We start from the raw sequence: 22384 nt of genomic DNA on the forward strand, positions 1-22384 counted from the left end.
GGGGCCGAAGGACGCTAATCATGAAAATCGTGGCTCTGGCCTCGCTTCTTGCACTGTCGGCCGCGACGCTTGGGGGTTGTGCTGTGTATCCGGCACCGGTGGCGGTCGCGCCTGCGCCGGTTTATGCGGCACCGGCCTATCCGGCTTACTACGGTGGTTACGGCTACTGGGGACCGTCGGTGTACTTCAACTACCACGGCGGACGCCGCTGATCAGCCCCTTGCCGACGTTAATCCGCTGAACGTAGGCCTGGCCAGCCCGGCGCCAGCGTCTGCGGCAGGCCCAGCAGGTCGAGCACGCGCCCGACCGTGTGATCGACCAGGTCGTCGATGGTCTTGGGGCGCTGATAGAAGCCCGGCACGGGCGGGAAGACGATGCCGCCCATTTCCGTAACGGCCGTCATGTTGCGCAGGTGCGCCAGATTCAGCGGTGTTTCACGCACCATCAGGACGAGCCGGCGGCGCTCCTTGAGCGTGACGTCGGCGGCGCGCGCGATGAGGTTGTCCGACAGACCGTGCGCCACGGCCGCCAGCGTCTTCATCGAACACGGCGCCACCACCATGGCTTCGGCCGCAAATGAACCGCTGGCAATGGTCGCGCCGATGTCGCGCACGTTGTGCACCACGTGCGCCAGCGCTTCCACCTCTTCGCGTGCCATGTGCAGCTCGTGCTGCACGTTCATCAGCCCTGCCGGCGACATCAGCAGGTGCGATTCCACCCCCGCCGATTCACGCAGCTCCTGCAGAACCTGCAGCAGCCGCACGCCATAGATCGCCCCCGATGCTCCCGTGATCGCCACAATGATGCGGCGTACACGCTGCGATTCGGGCATGGTGGTCGAAGGGGAGGTCACGCTGAAATGAGAACGCGTTTGGCGCGCAGCAATCAGGCAGCCAGCAGCGGCTGCAGTTCGCCGCTCTGGTACATCTCCATCATGATGTCCGAGCCGCCGATGAACTCGCCCTTGACGTAGAGCTGCGGAATGGTCGGCCAGTTGGCGTATTCCTTGATGCCCTGGCGGATTTCCTCGTCTTCCAGCACGTTGACGGTGTGCGGCTTGTCCACACCGCAGGCCTTCAGGATCTGGATGGCACGGCCCGAAAAGCCGCACATCGGGAATTGCGCCGTACCCTTCATGAAGAGGACGACGGGGTGGCCTTTGACGATCTGGTCGATCTTTTCGTGCGTGGTGCTCATGGGGAGACTCGATTTGGTGAAGGGCTGCAGCTGGGTTCCCGAGCTGACATCCACATTGGAAAACCTGTCTATTTTAGCGAGGAACGCTCGCCGGCGTTTTGAACCAGCCATTGCCCGCCGCTGCAGCGGTCGTTGCCGGCCAGATCCTGCGCGGTGAAGACGTCGGCGAAACCGGCATTCGCCAGCAGGGCGCGTACGGCTTCGCCCTGATCGTAGCCATGTTCGAGCAGCAGCCAACCGCCCGCTGCCAGCCGTGCGGACGCACCCGCAACGATGCTGCGCAGATGGCGCAGGCCGTCGTCGTGATCCGTGAGGGCGCTGGCGGGCTCAAACCGCAAATCGCCCTGGCCGAGATGCGCATCCGCCGCAGCGATGTACGGCGGGTTGCTGGCGATCAGGTCGAAGACGGGCGGCACATCGGCTTCCGCGAGTGCGCCGTACCAGTCGCCCAGCGCGGCATGCAGGTTGGCGGCGCCCAGCGTCTGGGCATTCTCCATGGCCACCGCCAGCGCATCGGCGGAGGCATCGGTGGCCCATACGCGTGCGTCGGGGCGCGCCAGCGCGATGGTGATGGCGATGATGCCGCTGCCGGTGCCCATGTCCAGCACGGTAGGCGCGTCGCGCTCTTCGAGGCGATCCAGCACCTGTTCGACCAGCAATTCGGTGTCCGGGCGCGGGATCAGCACAGCCGGCGTCACCTTGAACGTGCGGCCGAAAAATTCGCGCTCGCCCAGCAGATAGGCCATCGGTTCCCCAGCCAAGCGGCGCGTGGCAAGGTCGCTGATCTGCGCGCGTGCGGCTTCGTCGATGCCGTAGGTGTCTTGCGTGATGAGTTGCACGCGCGACAGGCCAGTCACGTGCGAGACCAGCATGCGTGCTTCGAGCGCGGGCAGGCCGGCGCGCGCGAGCGCCGCCAGTGCGTCGGCCACGCGAGCCAGGGTTTCGGGCGAAATGACGGGGGCAGACGACACGGCAACAGACCAGCGGCAAGGATCGGGCGCACAAAATAACACGGGCCCGGCCGATGTGGCACGGGCCCGCGAGCGGGTCGGAGCAGGGGGCGCTTATTGCTTGTTGGCGGCGTCCTTGACCTTGTCGGCGGTGGCCTTGGCGGCATCGGCCGTCTTGTCGGCGGCTTGCTTGGCGGCATCCTTCGCCTGCGAGAGTGCGCCCGACGCGGAAACCTGCGCATCCGATGCAGCCTGCGAGAGTTCGACCTTGGCGGCGTCGGCGGCCTTGCTCACGGCGGTGCCGGCGTTGTCGACAGCCTGCTTGGCGGCGTCCTTCGATTGCTCCATCGCGCTCTTCGCGGCCTGGTCGGTGGCTTCGTCCTTTTTGCCGCAGGCGGCCAGGCCAAGAGCGAGGGTGGTAGCGACAGTGATGGCCAGCAGTTGGGTACGCATTGCGATTCTCCTAATCGTCGTGGTGGTTGCCGCGCCTGTCTGGAATAGGGTGCCACCGGATGCGACCAGCGGCGCACTTGGCGCGATCGAAATCGATTATAGGAACGGGAGGCCGACGCGCCACCGCGCAAAGCTGTATCAAACGCAAGCGGATGTTACGAGGCCGGCCCTTTTTAACAATCGGGCGGCGTCAGGCGCAATCAGACGTCGTCGCCCAACGCGGCGAGCTGTTCCGCCTGATGCTCAGCAGCCAACGCGCCCACGAGCTCGTCCAGATCGCCGTCCATGATCGCGTCGATCTTGTACAGCGTCAGGTTGATGCGGTGATCGGTCACCCGGCCCTGCGGGAAGTTGTATGTGCGGATGCGGTCGGAGCGGTCGCCCGAGCCGATCAGGCTCTTGCGCGCGCTGGCTTCCTTGGCCTGCGCTTCGCGTTCCTGGCGGTCTTTCAGGCGCGCGGCCAGGACCTGCATGGCGCGGTCCTTGTTGCGGTGCTGGCTGCGGTCGTCCTGGCATTCCACCACCAGGCCGGTCGGCAGGTGGGTAATGCGCACGGCCGAATCCGTCTTGTTGATGTGCTGGCCGCCCGCGCCGGATGCCCGGAACGTATCGATGCGCAAATCCGCCGGGTTGATCTGGATGTCGGCCAGCGCATCGGCCTCGGGCATGATCGCCACCGTGCAGGCGGACGTATGGATGCGCCCCTGCGCCTCGGTGGCCGGCACGCGCTGCACGCGGTGGCCGCCCGATTCGAATTTCAGCCGCGAATACGCACCTTCGCCCACCAGCCGCGCGATCACTTCCTTATAGCCGCCCAGGTCCGACGGCGACTCGCTCACGATCTCCACCTGCCAGCGCTGGCGCTCGGCAAAGCGCGTGTACATGCGCAGCAGGTCGCCCGCGAAGAGCGCCGATTCATCGCCGCCCGTGCCGGCCCGGATTTCCACGAAGATGTTGCGATGGTCGTTGGGGTCCTTCGGCAGCAGCAGGCGCTGCAGGTCGCCTTCGAGCGCTTCCATGCGCTCGCGCGCGGCGCGGAGTTCGTCTTCGGCAAATGCCTTCATGTCCGGATCGGCCGCCAGTTCCTGCGCGGTGGCGATGTCTTCCTCCGCCTGCTTCCACGCGGCAAATTGCGCGACCACGGGCTCCAGCTCGGCATGTTCGCGTGTGAGCTTGCGGTATTGGTCGAGGTTGGCGGTGGCGTCTTCGCGTGCGAGCAGCGCGTTGATTTCGACGAGGCGCTCGGCCAGTTGGTCGAGCTTGGACAGCATGCTGGGCTTCATTCGGGGGACCGCAGAGGGAAACGCTGAAAGCGAGAGCGGCGCGCAGACGGTGCGCCGGAACATGCGCCGCGCAGGGGCGCAAGCGATGAAGCGCCGCTAGCGCTCGGAGTGGCTGGACTGGCGGAACAGCGCCGGCAACAGGTCGATGAGCTGCTCGCGGCCTTCGCCCTGCGCATGGTTCAGCGCGTGCGTCGGGCCGTGGAGGAATTTCTTGGTGAGCGCCTGTGACAGTGCTTCGAGCACCAGTGCCGGATCATCGCCGCGCGCGAGCATGCGCTGGGCGCGTTCCAGCTCGCCCTGGCGCAGCGTTTCAGCCTGCGCGTGCAGATCACGGATCACCGGAACCACGCTGCGCGCATCGAGCCAGTGCATGAAGTTCTGCACGCGCGTCTCGATGATGGCCTCGGCCTGCGCGACGGCCGCCTGCCGCAGTGCATTGCCCTCGCGCACGATGGCGCCCAGGTCGTCCACGGTGTAGAGGAACACGTCGGACAGGCGTGCGACTTCCGGTTCGATATCACGCGGCACGGCCAGGTCGACCATGAACATCGGGCGGTGGCGGCGCTGCTTGATGGCGCGCTCCACGGCACCCAGTCCGATGATGGGCAGCGTGCTGGCCGTGCACGAGACGACGATGTCGAACTCGGCCAGCTTGGTCGGCAGTTCGGCCAAGCGCACGGCGCGGGCGTTCAGGCCCTGGTTCGACAGCGCCTCGGCGAGCTTCTCGCCGCGCTCGAGCGTGCGGTTGGCGATGACGACCTCACGCGGCATTTGCGCGGCGAAGTGCGTGGCGCATAGCTCGATCATCTCGCCGGCGCCGATGAACAGCACTCGCTGCTGCGCGATCGATTCGAAGATGCGCTGCGCCAATCGCACGGCGGCGGCGGCCATCGATACGGAATGCGCGCCGATCTCAGTCGTGCCCCGCACTTCCTTGGCGACCGCAAAGGTGCGCTGGAACAGCTGATTCAGGTACGTGCCCAGGGCGCCCGCTTCGGTGGCGGTGCGCACGGCGTCTTTCATCTGGCCGAGGATCTGCGTTTCGCCCAGCACCATCGAATCGAGCCCGCTGGCCACGCGAAACGCATGGCGTACGGCCAGCGACTGGCCCAGCGAATACACATGGGGCGCGAGTTCGCTCGGGTCGATGTTGTGGTGGTGGGCCAGCCAGCGGATCGCGTGCTCGTGCGCGGTCTCTTCGGGCAGGTTGCCGTCGGTGGCGCAGTAGATCTCGGTGCGGTTGCAGGTGGACAGAATGGCCGCTTCGGCCGTGCTCTTGAGATGCGGCAGATGCTGGCGCAGCGTGCCCAGCGCGGGCCCCACTTGCTCGAGCGGAAACGCCACCTTCTCGCGCAGGGAAAGCGGCGCCGTGTGGTGGTTGATTCCGAGAGTCAGCAACTGCATGTGGGGCGGCCGGTTAGGGATGGATCGGCACGAATTTTGATCAACCCGAATTATAACGCCCGGCCTCCACGCCAGCAGGACACAGCGCAACCCCTGCGCGGCTTGCCCCGCAAATGTACGGTATGCGTCACGCAAAACAGGCGGCTGTGCCGTCTTTTTGAGCCCATGCGCGAGCGCCAAACGGTCGCGTCCCGAGTTCGGAGCGCGGCACGCGGACCTTTTGGCTCGGCAGGCCGAGCTCGGAGCCCGACACGCGGAGCCTTTTGCTCGGCAGGCCGAGCTCGGAGCTCGACACGCGGAGCCTTTTGCTTGGCAGGCCGAGCTCGGAGCTCGACACACGGCGCTTTTTGCTCGGCAGGCCGAGCTCGGAGCTCGACACACGGAGCCTTTTGCTCGGCAAGCCGAGCTCGGAGCTCGACACACGGAGCCTTTTGCTCGGCAAGCCGAGCTCGGAGCTCGACACACGGCGCTTTTTGCTCGGCAGGCCGAGCTCGGAGCTCGACACACGGTGCTTTTTGCTCGGCAAGCCGAGCTCGGAGCTCGACACACGGTGCTTTCTGCTCGGAAGGCGGAGTTCAGAGCTCGACATCCGGCGCTTTCTACCTGGCGGTCGGGGCTCGGCGTCCCGGGCGTGGCCTTCCGCGCCGTCCTGCGCTAAGGTACGCGTCCAATTGAATCGGAATCGGCATCGCCCACGGCAACGCGGGCAACGGAGAACAGGCAATGGGGTGGATCGGGCCGCTGTGGATCGGGCTGGCGGTGGGTGTGGCGGCGCGTTGGCTGCATCCGGCGGGCGGGCGCCTGGGCTGGCTGGCAGCGCTGCTGTCGGGCGCCATCGGGGCGTTGATCGGCTACTACGGCGGTCAGTTCCTCCACCTGTATGCCGACGGCCAGATCATGGCGTGGACGGCCGCAGTGGTGGGCGCCATGCTGCTGCCCGCCGCCTGGGGCCTGCTGCGCCGCTAGGCCGAGTGTCCCTGACTGTGCCCCTGACCGTGCCCCTGCGGCATTCTGGCGCGCTCAGCCGGCGCTCACGCCGGAGGTCCGCTCATCGCGCGCGGCCTGGTAGCTGGTCAGCAGCGTTTCCAGCCGCTTGAAGTCCACCGGCTTGGTCAGGTGATCGGTAAAGCCCGCCTGGCGGCAGCGGGCGATGTCGTCTTCCATGCCGTAGCCCGTGATGGCGATTGACGGCGCGGCCTGCCGTTCGCCAAACACGTGCACCACATCCAGGCCGCTGCCGTCCGGCAGGCCGATATCGCTGATCAGCAGATCGAACGTTCCCGACTCGGCGGCTTGCATCGCCGTGCGCGCGCCGTTGGCGACCGTGACGGTGTGGCCCAGGATCTGCAGCATCTGTGACATGGCTTCGGCGGTATCAGCGTTGTCTTCCACCAGCAGCACATGCAGGCCCCCTCTGTGCTGTATGCGCGGCATGGGCGAGGGGGGCGGCGTCTCGGGCTGTGCCATCTCGGTGGCCAGCGGCAAGGTGAGCGTGAAGGTGGCGCCCTGGTGGCGGCCTGCGCTCTCGGCGATGAGCGACCCTTCGTGCTTCTGCACCAGTGCATAGGCAATCGCCAGGCCCAGCCCAAGCCCCCCAAAGCGTTGTGTGATGGATTCGTCAGCCTGTTCGAACGCCGAGAAGATGCGCGGCAGCGCGTCGGGTTCGATACCGATGCCGTTGTCCTTCACGGCCACCGCCACGGTGGCGGGGTTCGGGTTCCAGACGTGCACCTCGATGGCGCCGCCCTCGGGCGTGAATTTGACTGCGTTGCGCACCAGGTTCCAGATCACTTGCTGGATGCGCGCGCCGTCGGCCAACAGCCGGCTGCGGCCCGCCTCGAAACGGGTCTTGAGCGCGAGACGCTTGATCTGCATGTCGCTGCGCGACATCTCCAGCGTGCTCTCCAGCAGCGGATACAGGTCGACCGGCGCAAAGCTCACCGCCAGCTTGCCCCGCGCAATGCCGGTGATGTCGAGCAGGTCATCGATCAGGCGGGCTTCCAGTTCGGCATTGCGGCGCACGACCTCCAGCTGCGCGACCACGTAGGGCGGCAGGTCCTGGCGCAGTTCCAGCAGGTGGACGGCGGTCAGGATGGGGGTGAGCGGGGTGCGCAGTTCGTGCGAGAGCACGGCGAGGAAGTGGTCCTTGGCGTGGTTGGCCGTTTCGGCCTCTTCCTTGGCGCGGCGCAGGGCATCGGCGGCTATGCGTTCCTCGGTGGCGTCGCGCACGATCTTGGAGAAGCCGATCAACTGCCCCGCCTCGTTGTGGATGGCGGTGACGACGCTCGATGCATAGAACGGTGTGCCGTCCTTGCGTAGCATCCAGCGGTCGTCGGTCAGGCTGCCTTCGCGGCGCACGCGTTCGAGCTTGCGCTGGAAGTCGCCGGCTTCGCGCGCGGCCTGCGGGTACAGGATCTCGGCCGATTTGCCGAGGATGTCGTCGCGGCCATACCCCAGGATGCTGTGCGACGCTGCATTCCAGGTGCGTACGATGCCCTGCGGGTCGAGCGAGAGCACGGCGTGCTCCTTGAGCGCGTTGATCAGCAGGCGGAAGTGCGTTTCCGTTTCACGCAGTGCGGCTTCGGCGGCAATGCGCTGGCGGCGTTCGGCGGCTTCGGCCAGCGCGCGCAGCAGCACCACGGGCAGGCGCTGCAGGCGCTGCTTGATGACGTAGTCAGTGGCGCCGCGCTTGAGCATGTCCACCGCGTGCTCCTCGCCCAGCGCACCTGACACGAAGATGAACGGCGTCTGCGGCGCCATGCGGCGCGCGATGTCGAGCGCCTCCGCCCCGGTGAACTGCGGCAGCATGTAATCGGCCAGGATGGCGTCGAAGGTGTGCGCGTTGAGCTGGGCGATGAAGTCGGTTTCGTTGTCGACGAGGGTGGTGTCGGCGGGCAGGTTGGCGGTTTCAAGCCGCGCGCGCGTCAGCTCCGCATCGAGCAGATTGTCTTCGACCAGCAGCAGTTGCAGATTGGGCATGGGGACGGTGGCTCCGAAGGGCGCGACTAGCTGGTCGTCTGCAGGGCCCGGCGTGCCCGCGTCGACCCTGGCGGCGGTTCGTTCAGCACCGCCCAGAACACGCCCAGATCGGCTATCGCGTCGACAAACGCGTGGAACTCCACCGGCTTGACCACATAGGCGTTGACGCCCAGGGCATAGCTGCGCAGCAGGTCGGTTTCTTCGCGCGACGAGGTGAGCATGACCACCGGCAGGCTCTTGAGCGTGGGCGTGGCGCGAATCTCGGCCAGCACCTCCAATCCATCGACCTTGGGCAGCTTCAGATCGAGCAGCACCACCGCCGGGTTGCCCGGCACACGCTGCGCGTAGAGGTTGCGCGCGTGCAGGTAGTCCAGCGCTTCGGCGCCGTCGCGGGTGACGACCACATCGTTGGCAAGCTGGCTGCGCTCCAGCGCCAGCAGGGTCAGCTCGAGGTCGTTCGGGTTGTCTTCAACGAGCAGGATGGGTTTGAGCATGGTGACAATGGGCGTGGACATGACGATCACGCATCGCGGGTGGCGGGGGTACCGGCCCCGGCCGCGGATGCCTCTAGCGGGTCGGGCATGCGCGGCAGCGCGAAGTAGAACGTCGCGCCGTGGTCGAGCTTGCCTTCGGCCCAGGTGCGGCCGCCATGGCGATCGATGATGCGCCGGACATTGGCCAGGCCGATGCCGGTGCCCTCGAATTCGTCCATGCGATGCAGCCGCTGGAACACCCCGAACAGCTTGTTCACGTACTCCATCGAGAAGCCCACGCCGTTGTCGGCAATGCGCACGATGGTTTCGGTGTCGGTCTGTTCGGCGTGGATCTGGATGCGCGCCGGATTCCGGTCGCGCGTGTACTTGACCGCATTGGAGAGCAGGTTGCGTACCGCCAGTAGCAGGAAGGTCGGGTCGGCGCGCACCACCGGTAGCGCGGCGATGTTCCATTCGATGTGGCGACGCCCCTGGTCGGTCGTCAGCTCGCGCACGATGCCGCGCACGAGCTGGGTGAGGTCGACGTCGGCCAGGTGCAGCGCGCCGCGGCCCATCTGCGAGAAGGTCAGCAGATCGTCCACCAGCTTGCCGGCAAAGCGCGACGATTCCGAGATCGTCTGCAGGAAGTGCCGCCCGCGCGCCGAGACGTGATCGCCTTCCATCTCGTCGAGCAGTTCGGCATACCCGGCGATATGCCGCAGCGGCGCGCGCAAGTCGTGCGAGACGGAATACGAAAATGCCTCCAGCTCGTGATTGGCGCGGCGCAATTCGCTGGTCAGCTCCGCTGCCTCTTCGGCGCGGCGCAGCACGATGTTGAGCACGGCGTAGCGGAATTCCGCGGCGGTTTCCACTTCGCTTGTCCGCCATGGGCGTGATGTGTGCGCGATGTGCTCGTGCCAGTGGCGCGTGCGGCCGAGCACGGTGGTTGTGTCCTGCTGGCTGGCCAGGCCGGGCGCGTCGCCGGCCCAGCCCACGGTGTGCGGCGTTTCGGGGCGGAACCACAGCACGTAGTGCCGATGCAGCTGCGAGACCTGCACTGCCAGCAGGCCGGTGGCCTGGGGCAGCAGCGCCGCGCCGTCGGGGTAGACGGCGGCCAGGCGGTCGGTGTGGAAAACCTCGCCGGGGCGCTCGTCGGCCAGCCATTCGGTCAGGCGCAGGATGCTCTCGGCGTCGGGCGCCGCACCGATGCGCACGCAATCGTCCTGGCGCACGATGGCCGCGCCGCTGGCCGAGGCGAAGCGCAGCAGATCGGCCGGCTGTTCGAGCAGGCCGTCGAGGAAGTGGTCGCGATCGGCCATCGCCGCCAAGAGGCGCACGAGGATGCGGCGCAACTCCAGCCGGTGGGCAATCTCGGCGCGGTCTTCCTTGGCTTCGATCTGCAGCGACAGGATCTGCGCCAGGTGCTCGCACGCCGTGCGTACCTCGAACGACAGCGAGCAGGGCGTGGCGTGGTGGCACGCCACCAGCCCCCACAACTCCCCGCGCACGGTGAGCGCCAGCGTGAGCGAGGCCATCGCGCCCATGCGGCGCATGGTTTCGCGCTGGGCATCGGAGGCCGCGCGCAAGGCCGCATACGACAGATCGGTCACGCGCCCCGTGGCGGGATGCTGCGGCGGCACCAGGCCGACGGGCGTGCTGTCGATATCCGCCACCAGGCGCAACGGGTTGCGGCTGTACAGGCTGCGCAGCACCGGCGTCAGGCTGGCGCCGGGCAGGTGGGTGCCGAACAGCGTGTCGTAGGCCGTGTCGCGCGCCTCGGCCAGCGCACGCAGGGAGCCATCGGTGTCGATCCGGTAGACGGTCACGCGGCCAAATTGGGTCAGGCGGCGGACTTCGCGCGCGGCCAGGTCGGTCAGCGTGTCAATGCTGCTCACCGCCTGCAGGCTGCCGACGAAGGTGCGCACCAGGGGGTACATCGATGCGAAGGCGCCATCGGCGGCGTGCACGGCGGGTTCGAGTTCGAGGATCAGCACGCCCCGGTGCCGGTGCACAACGGCGTCAAGGGCGTGGCCTTGCGGCGTGTGCAGCGTGCCGAAGTACAGCGGGTGGTCGTCCACGCTCTGCGTCGCCAGGGCACGCTCCAGCGCCGCGCGCCCGACCGCGCCGATCACGCGGTCGACCGGCGCCTGCAGTGCGGCGGCGAGCGGCGTGCCCAGCGCGGCTTCCAGGTTTTCACTGGCCTGGTCGATGCGCAGTCCAGGCTCGGACAGGCACAGCAGCACGCCGCGCGATTGGATGGCGGCCTCGGTGGCTGTGTCAGGGCCGACGCCTGGCGCGGCGTGGGTGTCGGCGAGAAAGGGCGGATGCGAACTCATGGCTAGACAAAGAGAGGCGCTACGCCGTTGGCGGCATGCCGTACCTCGGCTGGGTAGTCAACCCATCCTTTCCTGCCGCAGCAATCGCCATGCCTGAGGGGATCGCGCTGGCGTCACCGCAACTGTGGGGGCCGTGCCAGCCGCTGCCCTATCCCCGCCGCGTGTAAAAAGTGACGGATAGACATTGCAAGCTTGTAACGCCTACCCGTACCCGGGTCGCTCCGCGTTTTGTTGCGATAAGTGCAGGAGTATCATCAGCGCCTTGCTCACACCACTCGCAGGGAAGATTCAACTATGTCGATGAAGCGTCTCATGGCTGCAGTCGCTGTCCTGACCACCTTTGCCATGGCGCCGGGCGGCGCGTCGGCGGAGCCCACCTACACCGTGGGCGCGGGCGGCACGTATCGCCCGTTCGAGTTCGAAACGCCGCAGAAGGAACTGACGGGCTTCGACATCGATCTGATCAAGGCGATCGGCAAGGCTGGCGGCTTCAACGTCAAGCTGGTCAGCACGCCGTGGGAAGGCATCTTTGCCACGCTCAACCAGGGTGACCGCGACATCATCGTTTCCGGCATCACCATCACTGACCAGCGCAAGCAGATGGTCGATTTTTCGGCGCCGTACTTTCCGGCCGGCCAGGTGATCATCACCGCGCCGAATGCCAAGATCGCGAGCCTGGCAGACCTCAAGAAGCGCCAGGTCGGCGTGGTGGCATCCAGCGCCGGTGACACCGCCGTCTCGGAAGAACTCGGCCGCACGAGCTCGGCCATCAAGCGCTTCGACAACACGCCGCTGATGCTCGAAGAGCTGTATCGCGGCGGTGTCGACGCGGCCGTGGGCGATGTGGGCGTGATCAAGTTCTACGTCAAGAGCCACCCGGAAAAGCCGTTCAGCCTCGTCTCCGACGCGAAGTTCAAGCCGCAGTACTTCGGCATCGCGGTCAAGAAGGGCAACAAGGTCGTGCTCGACCAGATCAACACCGGCCTGAAGAAGGTTGTGGCCGACGGCACTTACGCCAAGATCTACAAGCACTGGTTCGACGACAACGTGCCCACGCTACCCCAACAATAAGCAGCAGTCAGCGCGATTGCGCCGCCACGCGTTTCTCCCGGAGCCGGCACTGCCGGCTCGTTTCATTCTGTTGCTCCAATAAAAAAAGGTGGTCCCCATGGGTGGGTTCCAGTGGAACATCATTGGCGAGTATCTGCCGCTCTTCGTCGAGGGCACGCTGATGACGCTCAAGTGCACGGTGATCTGCGTGATCGCCGGCACCTTGCTCGGGCTGGTGCTCGGCGTTGGCCGGCTCGCCGAGGCGCGTCACGGCTTTTACAAGTACTTCCTGCGCTATGCGGTGCAGTATCCGGTGCGCTTTTACGTCAGCTTCTTTCGCGGCACGCCGCTGTTCGTGCAGATTCTGCTGATCCACTTTGCGCTGATGCCGGTGCTGATCAACCCCGCGGATGGCTGGCTCATCAGCGGTGAACTCGCGCGCGAGGTCCGGCAGCAATACGGCGCGTTCACGTCGGCGGTGCTGGCCATCTCGCTGAATGCGGGCGCGTATGTGTCGGAAATCTTCCGCGCCGGCATCCAGTCGATCGATCGCGGCCAGGCCGAGGCGGCACGCTCGCTGGGCATGACCTACATGGAGACGCTGCGCCGCGTGGTGCTGCCGCAGGCGTTTCGCCGCATGCTGCCGCCGCTGGGCAACAACGCCATCGCCATCGTCAAGGATTCGTCGCTGGCCTCGGCCATCGGCCTGGCGGAACTCGCCTATGCCGCACGCACCGTGTCGGGTGCGTATGCGCGCTACTGGGAGCCGTATCTGACAATCTCGCTCATCTACTGGGCAATCACGCTGGTCTTGTCGGCCGGGGTTCAATATCTGGAAGCGAGGTACGGCAAGAATGATCGTCGTTAACAACCTGCAGAAGCAGTACGGCAATACGAACGTGCTGCGCGGCATCACCTGCCGCATCGAAGAGCGCGAAGTGGTGTGCGTGATCGGCCCGTCGGGCTCGGGCAAGAGCACGTTCCTGCGCTGCCTGAACGGGCTGGAAACCGTTTCGGGCGGCGAGGTACTGGTCAACGGCTTTCATGTGGAAGACCCGAAGACCGACCTGAACAAGATGCGCGCCAGCGTGGGCATGGTGTTCCAGCGCTTCAACCTGTTCGCGCACATGTCGGTGCTCGACAACCTGGTGCTCGCGCCGATGCAGGTGCGCCGCATGAAGCGCGACGAGGCCGTCACGGTGGCCGAGCAACTGCTGCGCAAGGTCGGCCTGCTCGACAAGATCGATGCACACCCGAGCCAGCTCTCGGGTGGTCAGCAGCAGCGCGTGGCGATTGCCCGCGCGCTGGCGATGTCGCCGACCGTGATGCTCTTCGACGAACCCACCTCTGCGCTGGACCCGGAACTCGTCGGCGAAGTGCTGGAGGTGATGAAGTCGCTGGCCGAAGAGGGCATGACGATGGTGGTCGTCACGCACGAAATGGCGTTCGCGCGGGAAGTATCGGACCGCGTGTTCTTCATCGACCAGGGCGTGATCATGGAAGAGGGCGCGCCGGAGCAGATCTTCTCTGCGCCAAAGCACGAACGTACGCGCGAGTTTCTGCGCAAGGTGCTGTAGGGGCGATCCGATGGAAGCGAACGTGAGCGCATCAACGGCGGACGCCGGTATTCCGGCGTCGCATCCCGCGCAGACCTCGGCCTACGCCTGGAAAGCGTTGGCCGGCTCGACCATCGGCTACGCGATGGACGGCTTCGATCTGCTGATCCTGGGCTTCATGCTGCCGGCGATTAGCGCGGCGCTGGCCCTGACGCCGAGCCAGTCCGGCGCCCTGGTGACCTGGACGCTGATCGGCGCCGTGGCTGGCGGCATCGTGTTCGGCGCGTTGAGCGATGTGTATGGCCGCGTGCGTGTGCTCACCTGGACCATCGTGCTGTTTGCCGTGTTCACGGGCCTGTGCGCATTCGCCCAAGGCTTCAGCGATCTGCTGGTCTATCGCACCATCGCCGGGATCGGCCTGGGCGGCGAATTCGGGATCGGCATGGCGCTGGCGGCCGAGGCGTGGCCGGCGCACAAGCGGGCGCGGGTGTCTTCGTATGTGGCGCTGGGTTGGCAGTCGGGTGTGCTGTTGGCTGCGTTGCTCACGCCGATGCTGCTGCCCGTCATTGGCTGGCGCGGCATGTTCGTGCTGGGCATGGCGCCGGCGCTGGTGGCCTGGCTGGTGCGCAACAAGCTGCACGAGCCGGAAGTCTTCGTGCGCAACCGGGCTGCGGCGCGCCAGAAGTCCAATGCCTTCCGCTTGCTGGTCGCCGACGCGCGCACCACGCGCACCAGTGTCGGCATCGTCGTCCTCTGCGCCGTCCAGAACTTCGGCTACTACGGCATCATGATCTGGCTGCCCACCTATCTGGGCAAGACGCTGGGGTTCTCGCTCACCAAGTCTGCCGTGTGGACCTCGGTGACGGTGCTGGGCATGATGGCGGGCATCTGCGTGTTCGGCCATCTGGCTGACCGCATCGGGCGCAAGCCGACGTTCCTGATCTTCCAGGCGGGCGCCGTGGCGATGGTGCTGACCTATGCGCGGCTGACCGACCCGGTGACGATGCTGTGGGCCGGCGCGGTCATGGGCATGTTCGTCAACGGCATGATTGGCGGCTATGGTGCGCTGATCTCGGAGGCGTACCCGACGGCCGCCCGTGCCACCGCGCAGAACGTGCTGTTCAACATCGGCCGCGCCATCGGCGGGTTTGGGCCGGTGGCGATCGGCAGCCTGGCTTCGGCCTATTCGTTTCCGGTGGCGATTGCGCTGCTGGCCGGCATCTATGTGCTCGACATGCTGGCGACGTTCTTCCTCATCCCCGAGTTGAAGGGGGCGGAGCTGGACTGACGGCAGACCGTTGGCTTGCGCGTTGCCCATGAAAAAAGCCCCGCAGTGCGGGGCTTTTTCGTTGCGCTTGCCTGCTCAGACGTTGAACAGGAAGTGCAGCACATCGCCGTCCTTGACGATGTATTCCTTGCCTTCGGCGCGCATCTTGCCGGCTTCCTTGGCGCCTTGTTCACCCTTGAACTGGATGAAGTCGTCGTACGAAATCGTCTGGGCGCGGATGAAGCCGCGTTCAAAGTCCGTATGGATAGCCGCAGCCGCGCGTGGTGCCGTGTCGCCGATGTGGATCGTCCAGGCGCGTACTTCCTTCACGCCGGCGGTGAAGTACGTCTGCAGGCCGAGCAGCTTGAACGCTGCGCGGATCACGCGGTTCAGGCCCGGTTCTTCCATGCCGATGTCGGCCAGGAATTCGGCCTTGTCAGCGTCGTCCAGATCGGCGATTTCGGCTTCGATGGCGGCGCACACGGCCACCACCGGCGAATTCGTCTGCGCAGCGTAGGCGCGCACGGCGTCCAGGTGCGGGTTGTTCTCGAAGCCGTCTTCGCGCACGTTGGCCACGTACATGGTCGGCTTGGCGGTGATCAGGCACAGCGGCTTGAGCGTGGCCCATTCCTCGTCGGTCAGGTTCAGGCCGCGCACGGGCTTGGCTTCGTCCAGCACCTTTTGCGCCTTTTCCAGCACGGCGACCAGCTTGGCGGCTTCCTTGTCGTTGCCCGACTTGGCGGCCTTGGTGTAGCGCTGCAGTGCCTTTTCGACCGTACCCAGGTCAGCGAGGGCCAGCTCGGTGTTGATGACTTCGATGTCCGCAATCGGGTCGACCTTGCCGGCCACGTGGATCACGTTGTCATCTTCGAAGCAGCGCACGACGTGCGTGATGGCGTCCGTTTCGCGGATGTTGGCGAGGAACTGGTTGCCCAGGCCTTCACCCTTGGATGCGCCTGCCACCAAGCCAGCAATGTCGACGAACTCGACCACCGCGGGCAGCACGCGCTCGGGCTTGACGATCTCGGCCAGCGCGGCCAAGCGCGCATCCGGCACTTCCACCACGCCCACGTTGGGCTCGATCGTGCAGAACGGGTAGTTCTCGGCAGCGATGCCGGCTTTGGTCAGGGCATTGAACAGGGTCGACTTGCCGACGTTGGGCAGACCGACGATGCCGCATTGGAGGCTCATGGTGAAAAAGGCTCTAAATCAAGGGGTTGCGTGACGCTAGGGCAGGCGGCAGCACAGCGGAATGCGGGCTGTGCGCGTCGTTCACGGAAAGGCGTGATTGTAACCGCTTCGGTCGCGGTCTAGCCCTGGGATGCGGCCTCGGCGCGCTTGCGCTGCGTGCGGCTGGCCAGCACCAGGGCGATGCCGCCCAGGATGGCGGCAGACGCCGTGGCGAGGCGTGGCGTGAGCGGCTCGGCCAGGAACAGCACCGCGCCGAACGCCGCAATGGGTGGCACCGACAGTTGCACCGCCGCCGCGCGGATCGCCGTGAGCCCTTTGAGCGCCGCATACCAGATCACATAGCCGATGCCCGAGGTGAGCGCGCCGGAGGCCAGCGCCAGCGCGATGCCGGCCGGGCTGGCGTGGGCGCGGCCAACCAGCACCGCGCTCAAGGCGAGCGCCATGGGCGCGGCGCGCAGGAAGTTGCCGGCGGTGGCGCCCAGCGGATTATCGAGCCCGCGCCCACGCAGCGAATACACGCCCCAGGCCACGCCGGCGATGGTCATGAGCGCGGCGCCCAGCGGTGTCGGCGCAGTTACGCCGGGCGATACCAGATAGACGAGGCCGCCAAGCGCCAGCCCAAAGCCCGCCCAGCCGAGCAGTTCGAACCGTTCGCCCGCGCGCAGGCCGGCCGCCAGCATGGTCAGCTGCACCGCGCCGAACAGGATCAGCGCGCCCGTGCCAGCACTCAGGGTCAGATACGCAAACGAGAAGAACACTACGTAGGCGAACAGCATGGTGGCGGCCGTCCAGTCCACGCGTGCGGGTGGCAGCCGGCCAGCGCCTGCCCGCGCGAGGATGGCCAGCACCACCGCGCCCGACACCAGCCGGAGGCTGGAAAAGCTCGCCGCATCGATGGTCGCGTGCTGCAACGCCAGCCGGCACAGCAGCGAATTGGACGCGAACGCCACCATCGTGATGCTCGTGAGCAGTACCGTGCGCAGGGCAAGTTGGCCGTCGTTTGTCGCCGTCATGGTGGGGTTGGGTCTTATGCGATGGGCGTTGCGCCCCAGAGATGCGTGGCCGCGAGTATGGCAGCGCCGGCCAGCAGCGCCACGCCCAGCGGCGCCGACAAGCGCCGTCCCCAAGAGACGTTCTTCTCGATGGCCATGGCGGCGGCAAGCACCAGCATCCAGCCGAGGCTGCCGGCGCCCACCACGAACATCAGGAGCATGAGCGCCCAGCAGCACCCCACGCAGAACAGCCCGTGGCGCAGCCCCAGCATGAACGCCTGCCGCTGTGGCGCGGGGCCGTGCCAATGACTGATGACGAAGCTCAATGGCGAGCGGCATTGGTCCAGACATCGATATTTGAGCGCGCTGAACTGGAATGCGCCCGCGCCCGCAAGCGTGGCGGCGCCGATCAGCCAGCCATGCCAGCCCAGCAGCGGCACCCGCGCCACACCGGCGAGCAACAGCGCATGCAGGCCATGCGCCAGCAGGCCGAACGCGCTCCACGCCGCCACGTAGCCCGTGCCCAGCAACGCCAGCAGGCGCGGGCGATCCGACCGGCCAGCCACCACGCGGTCAAACGCCTGGAACAGCGGCAGCGTGGTCGGCAGCATCATCGCCAGGATCATCAGCGTCCAGGCCAGTGCGTACAGCGCCGCCGGCACGACCAGCGAACCGGCCGGCACGACCCGGCACAGCCATGCCGCCGGGCCCGAGGCCAGCCAGTCACCGTGATCGAGATAGCGCCCGTATGGGCTGCGCGCCCACAGCCACAGCGTGAGCCAGGCGAGCGTCACCAGGCCGGCCAGCACCGGCACGAAGACGCGTAGATGGCGCGATGCTGCGTTCATGCATCAAACAGGAAAGTGCTCTGCAGCGCGTTGTGGTTCTTGAGATCGACGTTGATGCCGATGTCCGCGTTCTTCGAGCGATAGACCGGCGCCTTGCCCACGAACACCGGCGCGCCGGGCACGGTCGAGAACACGGTATCGGCCAGCGTGGTTTGCGCGCCGCTCGGGCCAAGGTAGGGTTCCAGCTCGGCGTAGTAATCGGTGCCGATCTTGAGCGTGCCCTTGGCGCCGACGATGTCGAACGTGATCGGCGCGCGCTCCACCGAGACCACCTTGCCGATCAGTTTGGCCAACTCTGCAATCGGCCCGCCCGCCTGGCCCGTGTAGACCTGGAGCAGCGCCTTTTCCTGCGCTTCCGAGGCCGAATCGTTGAGGAAGATCGCGGCCGTCCAGTTGCCTTCCAGGATGTTGCCCGGCACGCGCGCGACGGCGGCGACGGTGCAGCCGGACACATCGACACCGTCGATCGTGCCGTGGTCCATATGCCACGCCACGATCGTGTCGCAGACCTTGAAATCGGGGTCTTCGCCGATCCAGCACGGGCATAGGACGCGGCAATTGCAGACTTCGAGCAGCCTGCCTTCCAGGTGATAACTCATGGTTTCCTCCATCCGACGCGGTTGACGATTGCACGCCACGAGGGGGCCACCGGCCGGGTTTGACGGAGGTTGGGGCTGGGGCCCGGATGGAGGGTCGGAAACGCGCGGGCAGACGGCCGGCGAGATCGAAGACAAGCGGACTCAAGCGGCCCCGCAGCCCAACTGCGGCGCGCCATGCTCGAATTCTAGGAAGGCACATCGGCGACGCAAGGCGATTCCCCGCCAGCCGGCGTGGCCCGCCGAAAATGCGTTACGGCGCCGTTACGCGTTACGTTCCAGAAACGTAACAACTTCGCGCGAAATCGCGTTCCGGGCGAGCCGCGGCCACAGGGCTGGGAAGTCCCTATTTGCACGGAAAACCAAGCTGGGAAAGGCTTTGCGGGCGATCCGAGTTAGGGCGGGCCTGTTGCGCGCAGACCGGGCATGCCTATTGCACTGTCCTGCTCCAAACGACAAAACGTATCTGGAGCACAGCATGTCCTGGACCGTCGCCACCGCCGCTCGCCCGACCCATACGGTCTCTGACAGCGCAGGCCTGTTCGCCTGCTATGAAGCCATCGCCGGCCTGTCGCAAGACATGGTCGATGCCGCCGAACGCGCCGATTGGGATGAGGTCAGCCTGCTGGAGCGTGAATGCGCGGCGCACATGGAGCGCCTCGGCCACGGGCAGCGCGTGGCCCTGTCGCGCGAAGAGATCCAGCACAAGCGCGACCTGATGATGCGCATCCTGGCCAACGACGCCCGCGTACGCGCCTTGGTTTGCCCGCGCCAGGACGAGCTCATGCGCCTGGTCAGCGGCGAGCGCCGCGCCATCGGCGCCCGTCAGGCTTACGCCGCCGTTTCTTACTATTGAGTACTACTGAGCGGCTTCGCGGTCGTCCTGGGGCCGGACCCGATTCAGCGGTCGGCCCGCAATTCTCCCCACGACAACAGCACCCGCTGGATGCTGCGCGCATAGGCGTCGCGGTGTGCGGGCGTCTCGGAGTGGTACGCGCCGATGGCCCGCCACGTGTTTCCATGACGCACCATCTTCTGCTTGAGCAGCCACGCCGCCACGAACACGTTGACGCAGGCGTCGGTCAGTGCGCGGCGCGTCACGCCGTAGCGCGCCAGCGTGCTGAAGTGGATCGAGTTGATCTGCGCCTGGCCGATGTCGACCGAGCCGTCGGCGTTGCGGTGGATGGCGCCTGCATCGCCCTTTGATTCAAACCACACGATCGCGCGCAGCACCGTTGGGTTGACGCCCTGGTAGGTGCCGGCCTGCTCGAAGCAGTCGCCCGGGGCGGCGTGCGCGGCAACGCCGGAGGCGGCCAGCACAAGCGCCGCGCCAAGGCGGCCCCAGGTCAGGCAGAGAGTGCGGGCGCTGGGCATGGCGGCTCCTGTGCGGTCGGTTATTTCTGCAGGGCCACTTCGAGCTGCCGCTCGATGCCGGCCAGATATGTGTGCGATGCCTCCGACACCACCATGCGCGGCACCGGTTCGGTGGCCTTGCGCCACTGGGTCGTCACCACCTTGCGTTTGCCGCCGCGCGTGCGGGTCGCAGGCGGGGGTTCGAGCTCGGCGCCGCCTCCGGGCGGCAGCATCGCCAGCGAGGGAAGCGGCGGATAGACGCGGTCGGGCGCGGCAGCCGTCGCCGGCATCGATGCGTCGGGCGGCGCGGCAAAGGCCGACGCGGCCGGTACCGTCAGCAGGCCGACGGTGAGCGGGAAGAGCAGGTGGGTCATATGCATGACGTTCCTCTTAGTCCTGCGTGCGGATCGTCACGCTGTACGGCTGGCTGGCGCTGACGGTCAGGTTTTCCAGGCGGACGTAGCCGGCACGCTGCGCGGGCACGCCGTTCCACAGTGCCTGGTTCAGGTAGCGGAAATCCTGCGCCAGCGCGGCCACCTGGATCGTCGCCGGGCGCTTTTGCGCAGCGGCCAGCGCGCCGGCCTTGGTCAGCACGCTGGTCAGTTGCGGGTCATGCGCGCCCAGCGCATCGGGCGGAATGGCGAAGGTCATGACCTCGCCGGCGGGCGCGGTGCGGGCCACGGGCGCGGCGGCGGGCGTCTGTGCCGGCAATTGAGCGCAGCCCGCCAGCGCCAGCAGGGCGAATGGCACGAGCAATGCAGCAGTGCGATCGGAGAGAGTCCGCATGGCAATGAGGAATGCGTAGATCGGACCCGCACTGTATCGGCGGGTCGCGCGCGTCAAAACGTCGAATTGCCCGGTTTTTATCGTCCATCCCGGGCGATGACCTGAGCGTGCGTTTTGAGGTGAAAACGGCGTCACATCAAGGGTTTGCGGCATGCGGCGCGCTTCGCACTTATGCGGCGGGCATGCCACGTTGGTGCTCAAAATGTAGGCAGGGCGCAGCAATGGGTTCGGGTGACGCCGTCACCGCAAACACGCACCGTAGGCGTAAACACCGAGCGGACGGCGCGATAGGGCAGGTGCCCGCCGCGACACATTTGCGCGGCCGCAAAGCTGCAACACCCCCCGCCGCTATAATCGGCCCACCATGAATACACCCGCGTTTTCCTCTTCCAAGGCGGTTTCCAAGGAGCCTGCGGCCTATCACCTGGCCGTGGTGGGCGGCGGCATCGTCGGGCGTGCCTGCGCGCTGCGGCTGGCGCAACTCGGTCTGCGCATCGCGCATATCGCGCCGCCCGCGCCAGCATCCGCGCCCGCTGGCCCGGACGCCTGGGATGCGCGCGTCTACGCGTTTTCGTCCAGCTCGCAGGCGCTGCTGGAGCAGCTGCGCATCTGGCCCGCGCTCGACATGACCCGCGTGCAGCCGGTGCACGACATGCGCATCTTTGGCGATGACGCAGCCGCGCGCGGCGAACACGTCCACCCCGACCTGCACTTTTCCGCCTATGCCGCCGGCACGCCGCAACTGGCATGGATTGCCGAATCGTCGCTGGTCGAGCGCGCGCTGGAAACCGCACTGCGCTTTGCCCACACCGTGCAGACCTTCCCGCACGCCGCCACCGGCTTCGAGATGGAAGCCGATGCTGTGCGCCTGACGCTGGCCGACGGGCAGGTCATCCGCGCGGAATGCGTGATCGGTGCCGATGGCAAGCACTCGTGGGTGCGCGAGCAGGCCGGCATCCAGGCCGAAGCGAAGCCGTACCGCCAGCTTGGGGTGGTCGCCAACTTCCAGGCCGAGCAGTGGCATCAGGACACCGCATGGCAGTGGTTCCTCGGCACCTCGGCCGAGCAAGCTGCCGCAGCGGACGACACCACGCCCGCACGCGGCGAGATCCTCGCCATGCTGCCGCTGCCCGATCGCCGTGTCTCGATGGTGTGGTCCGCCGACGAGGACCACGCCCGCGAACTGCTCGCCCTGTCGCCAGATGCACTGTGCCGTGCGGTGGAAGCCGCCGCAGGTGGCGCCGTCGCCGCACGCTTTGGGCGTCTGACGAACATCACGCCCGCGCAGGGGTTTCCGCTCGTGCTGCAGCACGCCAGCCGCGTGGTCGCGCCGCGCGTGGCACTGGTGGGCGATGCGGCCCATGTGATTCATCCGCTGGCCGGGCAGGGCATGAACCTCGGCCTTAGGGATGTGTCCGAAATCGGCAAGGTGATGGCGGAACGTGAAACCATGCGCGATCATGGCGATCTGAGGTTGCTGCGCCGTTACGAGCGCGCCCGCCGCGAAGACCTGCTTTCGCTCACGGCCGCCACGGATGGCCTGCACAAGCTGTTCGCCCTGCCGGGCGCGCTGCCCCGCACGGTACGCAACGCGGGGATGCGCATGGTGGGCATGACGCCATTCATCAAACGCCTGTTGATCAGGCACGCCCTGGGCTGAGGCATCATCG

24 protein-coding genes are annotated in these 22384 nt (G+C 66.7%); 8 read left to right on the forward strand and 16 right to left on the reverse strand.

What is annotated here, in order from left to right:
- Positions 1–20 precede the first annotated feature (20 nt).
- Positions 21–212: a hypothetical protein gene (locus NG900_RS24980; RefSeq protein ID WP_252684814.1), complete on the forward strand. Its 192-nt coding sequence runs from the start codon at positions 21–23 to the stop codon at positions 210–212.
- Between the two features lie 17 nt (positions 213–229).
- Here NG900_RS24980 and NG900_RS24985 read toward each other — a convergent pair whose 3' ends face one another.
- The 6 genes from NG900_RS24985 to hemA all read right to left on the reverse strand — a co-directional run bounded on the left by NG900_RS24985 (position 230) and on the right by hemA (position 5287).
- The gene (locus NG900_RS24985) at positions 230–832 is read right to left on the reverse strand and encodes a UbiX family flavin prenyltransferase (RefSeq protein ID WP_252684884.1); all 603 of its coding nucleotides are present in this window, start codon (positions 830–832) and stop codon (positions 230–232) included.
- A gap of 53 nt (positions 833–885) precedes the next feature.
- Positions 886–1197 carry a Grx4 family monothiol glutaredoxin gene (grxD, locus tag NG900_RS24990; protein ID WP_252684816.1) on the reverse strand — a complete coding sequence of 104 codons (312 nt, stop codon included), beginning with the start codon at positions 1195–1197 and terminating at the stop codon, positions 886–888.
- A 68-nt stretch (positions 1198–1265) separates the two neighbouring features.
- Positions 1266–2168 (reverse strand): peptide chain release factor N(5)-glutamine methyltransferase, encoded by a 903-nt coding sequence (prmC, locus tag NG900_RS24995; protein ID WP_252684818.1) that lies wholly within the window; start codon positions 2166–2168, stop codon positions 1266–1268.
- A 93-nt stretch (positions 2169–2261) separates the two neighbouring features.
- A complete protein-coding gene (locus tag NG900_RS25000) occupies positions 2262–2600 on the reverse strand; it encodes a hypothetical protein (RefSeq protein ID WP_252684820.1) in 339 nt (112 codons plus the stop codon).
- 200 nt (positions 2601–2800) lie between these two features.
- Complete coding sequence (gene prfA, locus NG900_RS25005) at positions 2801–3883, reverse strand: peptide chain release factor 1 (protein ID WP_252684822.1); 1083 nt, start codon at positions 3881–3883, stop codon at positions 2801–2803.
- Between the two features lie 96 nt (positions 3884–3979).
- Positions 3980–5287, reverse strand: a complete 1308-nt coding sequence (gene hemA, locus NG900_RS25010; RefSeq protein WP_252684824.1) for a glutamyl-tRNA reductase — start codon at positions 5285–5287, stop codon at positions 3980–3982.
- A 723-nt stretch (positions 5288–6010) separates the two neighbouring features.
- On the opposite strand from hemA, the gene NG900_RS25015 reads away from it, so the two are divergent.
- Positions 6011–6253 (forward strand): GlsB/YeaQ/YmgE family stress response membrane protein, encoded by a 243-nt coding sequence (locus NG900_RS25015; RefSeq protein WP_252684826.1) that lies wholly within the window; start codon positions 6011–6013, stop codon positions 6251–6253.
- A gap of 54 nt (positions 6254–6307) precedes the next feature.
- Here the strand turns inward: NG900_RS25015 and NG900_RS25020 are convergent, their stop codons facing one another.
- From NG900_RS25020 to NG900_RS25030, 3 genes are read right to left on the reverse strand one after another with little or no spacing between them, the layout of a single operon-like run.
- Entirely contained in the window at positions 6308–8266 is a 1959-nt protein-coding gene (locus NG900_RS25020; RefSeq protein WP_252684828.1) for a hybrid sensor histidine kinase/response regulator, read from the reverse strand.
- A gap of 26 nt (positions 8267–8292) precedes the next feature.
- Positions 8293–8760, reverse strand: a complete 468-nt coding sequence (locus tag NG900_RS25025) for a response regulator (RefSeq protein ID WP_252684886.1) — start codon at positions 8758–8760, stop codon at positions 8293–8295.
- A gap of 26 nt (positions 8761–8786) precedes the next feature.
- The gene (locus tag NG900_RS25030; RefSeq protein WP_252684830.1) at positions 8787–11075 is read right to left on the reverse strand and encodes an ATP-binding protein; all 2289 of its coding nucleotides are present in this window, start codon (positions 11073–11075) and stop codon (positions 8787–8789) included.
- A gap of 294 nt (positions 11076–11369) precedes the next feature.
- Between NG900_RS25030 and NG900_RS25035 the strand changes: the two genes are divergently transcribed.
- From NG900_RS25035 to NG900_RS25050, 4 genes are all read left to right on the forward strand, one after another.
- On the forward strand, positions 11370–12146 hold the full coding sequence (locus NG900_RS25035) for a basic amino acid ABC transporter substrate-binding protein (RefSeq protein WP_420804184.1): 777 nt from the start codon (positions 11370–11372) through the stop codon (positions 12144–12146).
- A 97-nt stretch (positions 12147–12243) separates the two neighbouring features.
- A complete protein-coding gene (locus tag NG900_RS25040; protein ID WP_252684834.1) occupies positions 12244–12993 on the forward strand; it encodes an amino acid ABC transporter permease in 750 nt (249 codons plus the stop codon).
- A complete protein-coding gene (locus tag NG900_RS25045; RefSeq protein ID WP_252684836.1) occupies positions 12980–13702 on the forward strand; it encodes an amino acid ABC transporter ATP-binding protein in 723 nt (240 codons plus the stop codon). Before NG900_RS25040 ends, NG900_RS25045 begins: the two co-directional genes overlap by 14 nt.
- A 10-nt stretch (positions 13703–13712) precedes the next feature.
- Complete coding sequence (locus NG900_RS25050) at positions 13713–14969, forward strand: MFS transporter (protein ID WP_252684838.1); 1257 nt, start codon at positions 13713–13715, stop codon at positions 14967–14969.
- A gap of 75 nt (positions 14970–15044) precedes the next feature.
- Here the strand turns inward: NG900_RS25050 and ychF are convergent, their stop codons facing one another.
- The 4 genes from ychF to NG900_RS25070 all read right to left on the reverse strand — a co-directional run bounded on the left by ychF (position 15045) and on the right by NG900_RS25070 (position 18578).
- Entirely contained in the window at positions 15045–16139 is a 1095-nt protein-coding gene (gene ychF, locus NG900_RS25055; protein ID WP_252684840.1) for a redox-regulated ATPase YchF, read from the reverse strand.
- A gap of 119 nt (positions 16140–16258) precedes the next feature.
- Positions 16259–17152, reverse strand: coding sequence for a DMT family transporter (locus tag NG900_RS25060; RefSeq protein ID WP_252684843.1), 894 nt, complete (start codon positions 17150–17152; stop codon positions 16259–16261).
- A gap of 14 nt (positions 17153–17166) precedes the next feature.
- Positions 17167–17979, reverse strand: a complete 813-nt coding sequence (locus tag NG900_RS25065; RefSeq protein WP_252684844.1) for a DUF2182 domain-containing protein — start codon at positions 17977–17979, stop codon at positions 17167–17169.
- The gene (locus tag NG900_RS25070; protein ID WP_252684845.1) at positions 17976–18578 is read right to left on the reverse strand and encodes a DUF1326 domain-containing protein; all 603 of its coding nucleotides are present in this window, start codon (positions 18576–18578) and stop codon (positions 17976–17978) included. The genes NG900_RS25065 and NG900_RS25070 overlap by 4 nt, the downstream gene beginning before the upstream one ends.
- A gap of 475 nt (positions 18579–19053) precedes the next feature.
- On the opposite strand from NG900_RS25070, the gene NG900_RS25075 reads away from it, so the two are divergent.
- Positions 19054–19431 carry a flagellar protein FliT gene (locus tag NG900_RS25075; RefSeq protein ID WP_252684846.1) on the forward strand — a complete coding sequence of 126 codons (378 nt, stop codon included), beginning with the start codon at positions 19054–19056 and terminating at the stop codon, positions 19429–19431.
- Positions 19432–19475: 44 nt separating this feature from the next.
- Here NG900_RS25075 and NG900_RS25080 read toward each other — a convergent pair whose 3' ends face one another.
- The 3 genes from NG900_RS25080 to NG900_RS25090 are packed head-to-tail and all read right to left on the reverse strand — an operon-like array spanning position 19476 to position 20714.
- Entirely contained in the window at positions 19476–19949 is a 474-nt protein-coding gene (locus tag NG900_RS25080) for a lytic transglycosylase domain-containing protein (protein ID WP_252684847.1), read from the reverse strand.
- Between the two features lie 20 nt (positions 19950–19969).
- Complete coding sequence (locus NG900_RS25085) at positions 19970–20308, reverse strand: hypothetical protein (RefSeq protein ID WP_252684848.1); 339 nt, start codon at positions 20306–20308, stop codon at positions 19970–19972.
- Between the two features lie 10 nt (positions 20309–20318).
- Positions 20319–20714, reverse strand: a complete 396-nt coding sequence (locus NG900_RS25090; RefSeq protein WP_252684849.1) for a hypothetical protein — start codon at positions 20712–20714, stop codon at positions 20319–20321.
- A gap of 364 nt (positions 20715–21078) precedes the next feature.
- On the opposite strand from NG900_RS25090, the gene NG900_RS25095 reads away from it, so the two are divergent.
- Positions 21079–22374 (forward strand): UbiH/UbiF family hydroxylase, encoded by a 1296-nt coding sequence (locus tag NG900_RS25095; protein WP_252684850.1) that lies wholly within the window; start codon positions 21079–21081, stop codon positions 22372–22374.
- Positions 22375–22384 lie beyond the last annotated feature (10 nt).

Source organism: Ralstonia soli, assembly GCF_023955655.1.
Classification (GTDB): domain Bacteria; phylum Pseudomonadota; class Gammaproteobacteria; order Burkholderiales; family Burkholderiaceae; genus Ralstonia; species Ralstonia soli.

Bases quoted from the DNA above. Each gene is read 5' to 3' on its own strand.
- NG900_RS25045 (WP_252684836.1), top strand. From the start codon at position 12,980: ATGATCGTCGTTAACAACCTGCAGAAGCAGTACGGCAATACGAACGTG.
- NG900_RS25030 (WP_252684830.1), bottom strand. From the start codon at position 11,075: ATGAGTTCGCATCCGCCCTTTCTCGCCGACACCCACGCCGCGCCAGGC.
- NG900_RS25040 (WP_252684834.1), top strand. From the start codon at position 12,244: ATGGGTGGGTTCCAGTGGAACATCATTGGCGAGTATCTGCCGCTCTTC.
- hemA (WP_252684824.1), bottom strand. From the start codon at position 5,287: ATGCAGTTGCTGACTCTCGGAATCAACCACCACACGGCGCCGCTTTCC.
- NG900_RS25090 (WP_252684849.1), bottom strand. From the start codon at position 20,714: ATGCGGACTCTCTCCGATCGCACTGCTGCATTGCTCGTGCCATTCGCC.
- ychF (WP_252684840.1), bottom strand. From the start codon at position 16,139: ATGAGCCTCCAATGCGGCATCGTCGGTCTGCCCAACGTCGGCAAGTCG.
- NG900_RS25080 (WP_252684847.1), bottom strand. From the start codon at position 19,949: ATGCCCAGCGCCCGCACTCTCTGCCTGACCTGGGGCCGCCTTGGCGCG.
- NG900_RS25000 (WP_252684820.1), bottom strand. From the start codon at position 2,600: ATGCGTACCCAACTGCTGGCCATCACTGTCGCTACCACCCTCGCTCTT.
- NG900_RS25070 (WP_252684845.1), bottom strand. From the start codon at position 18,578: ATGAGTTATCACCTGGAAGGCAGGCTGCTCGAAGTCTGCAATTGCCGC.
- NG900_RS25015 (WP_252684826.1), top strand. From the start codon at position 6,011: ATGGGGTGGATCGGGCCGCTGTGGATCGGGCTGGCGGTGGGTGTGGCG.
- NG900_RS25075 (WP_252684846.1), top strand. From the start codon at position 19,054: ATGTCCTGGACCGTCGCCACCGCCGCTCGCCCGACCCATACGGTCTCT.
- grxD (WP_252684816.1), bottom strand. From the start codon at position 1,197: ATGAGCACCACGCACGAAAAGATCGACCAGATCGTCAAAGGCCACCCC.
- NG900_RS25095 (WP_252684850.1), top strand. From the start codon at position 21,079: ATGAATACACCCGCGTTTTCCTCTTCCAAGGCGGTTTCCAAGGAGCCT.
- NG900_RS25035 (WP_420804184.1), top strand. From the start codon at position 11,370: ATGTCGATGAAGCGTCTCATGGCTGCAGTCGCTGTCCTGACCACCTTT.
- NG900_RS25050 (WP_252684838.1), top strand. From the start codon at position 13,713: ATGGAAGCGAACGTGAGCGCATCAACGGCGGACGCCGGTATTCCGGCG.
- NG900_RS25085 (WP_252684848.1), bottom strand. From the start codon at position 20,308: ATGCATATGACCCACCTGCTCTTCCCGCTCACCGTCGGCCTGCTGACG.
- NG900_RS25060 (WP_252684843.1), bottom strand. From the start codon at position 17,152: ATGACGGCGACAAACGACGGCCAACTTGCCCTGCGCACGGTACTGCTC.
- NG900_RS25025 (WP_252684886.1), bottom strand. From the start codon at position 8,760: ATGCTCAAACCCATCCTGCTCGTTGAAGACAACCCGAACGACCTCGAG.
- NG900_RS25065 (WP_252684844.1), bottom strand. From the start codon at position 17,979: ATGAACGCAGCATCGCGCCATCTACGCGTCTTCGTGCCGGTGCTGGCC.
- NG900_RS24985 (WP_252684884.1), bottom strand. From the start codon at position 832: ATGCCCGAATCGCAGCGTGTACGCCGCATCATTGTGGCGATCACGGGA.
- NG900_RS25020 (WP_252684828.1), bottom strand. From the start codon at position 8,266: ATGCCCAATCTGCAACTGCTGCTGGTCGAAGACAATCTGCTCGATGCG.
- prfA (WP_252684822.1), bottom strand. From the start codon at position 3,883: ATGAAGCCCAGCATGCTGTCCAAGCTCGACCAACTGGCCGAGCGCCTC.
- NG900_RS24980 (WP_252684814.1), top strand. From the start codon at position 21: ATGAAAATCGTGGCTCTGGCCTCGCTTCTTGCACTGTCGGCCGCGACG.